The organism is Hydrogenivirga sp. 128-5-R1-1, from assembly GCF_000171895.1.
In genome coordinates, this window is the sequence record NZ_ABHJ01000381.1 from 1 (window position 1) to 1,377 (window position 1,377).

Consider the following 1,377-nt stretch of genomic DNA (forward strand, 5'->3'; position numbering starts at 1 on the left):
CAAACCAATAAACTGGCATAAATGTTGAAATACAAGAGACAAAAATTTTGTTGGAGGTAAAGAAAATGGAAAATCTAACAATTATTACAGCGTTTGTTGCAGGACTGCTGAGTTTTCTTGCACCATGCGTTTTACCAATAGTTCCTGCTTATTTATCATACATTACAGGAGCTAATATGGGAGTAGTCCAACAGGAGCAAAACTCACCCAAAATAAACTTAAAAGCAGTAATACCTGTTTTGTTCTTCGTTATAGGATTTTCTACCATATTTATTTTACTTGGAGCTTCTGCATCATTTATAGGTCAATTTTTAACAGATTACCAGGAATATATTGCTAAAATTGGTGGAGCTTTAGTTGTGTTTTTTGGACTTCATTTTACAAATGTGTTTTTAAAACCTGATTTTTCTAAATATGCATTCGGCGTCGGTTTGTTATTTGTTGCTCTTTTTACTTTTGGTCTTATTTCCCAAGAAACACTTTTTACTCTCGCAGGTATATGGGCAGTTGTGATGGCACTGTATTATTTTAATGCACATCTTTTACTGTACAAGCAATTAAAAACTCAAAAAGACTCTAAAGCAACAATTTTAAGCTCATTTGTTGTAGGCCTAACATTTGGAGCTGGATGGAGTCCATGTATAGGCCCTGTTTTAGGTTCTATTCTTATGCTTGCAGCACAGGAAGATACAATAACAAAAGGGATACTCCTTTTAACTGCATACTCAATAGGTCTTGGAATTCCATTTATTGTAGCAGGACTGCTCTGGACTGGATTTATAAAGTTTGTAAGTAAATTCAGTAAATTTTTCGGCATAGTAGAGCTAATAGGGGGAGTATTACTAATAGTAATTGGCATACTTCTTGCTACAGGAAATTTAAGCATAATATCAAGCACTATTGAGTAATGGAGGAAGTTATGAAAGTAAAACTTTTAATCAGCTTATTTCTTTTGACGACATCAATAGGTTTATTGACATCATGTGGTGAAGGAGGAGAAGGTGAAGGAACAACCACATCTACAATAACAAAGCAGGGCTTTCATATGCCAGGAAGAGATTGTTTAGCCTGTCATAATTATGACTTACAGCCGGTTAGACATTTAACAGTCGGAGGAACTGTTTTTAAAACCCAAACTGTTAACAATGTGAATGATGTAAATAATTTGTGTGGTGGGAATTTAAAAATTAAATTTATTGACGCAAATAACCCTTCCAATGTAATTGATTCAACAAATTATGAAGACCCAAATAGTAAAGGATATAAAGGTAAAGGTAATGTTTTTATTCTTTCACGGAAACTACCAAATTTACAGGGTAATTATTATGTGCAGATAACAGATGAAAACAATAATGTTATAGCTGTAAGTACATTACC

At 33.5% G+C, this 1,377-nt stretch carries 2 protein-coding genes; both read left to right on the plus strand.

Annotated features, from left to right (window positions below; translation table 11 throughout):
• Window positions 1–65 precede the first annotated feature (65 nt).
• Window positions 66–908, plus strand: coding sequence for a cytochrome c biogenesis protein CcdA (locus HG1285_RS01435; RefSeq protein ID WP_008289398.1), 843 nt, complete (start codon window positions 66–68; stop codon window positions 906–908).
• Between the two features lie 11 nt (window positions 909–919).
• On the plus strand, window positions 920–1,377 hold a 458-nt coding region (locus HG1285_RS01430), incomplete at its 3' end, for a hypothetical protein (RefSeq protein ID WP_008289399.1).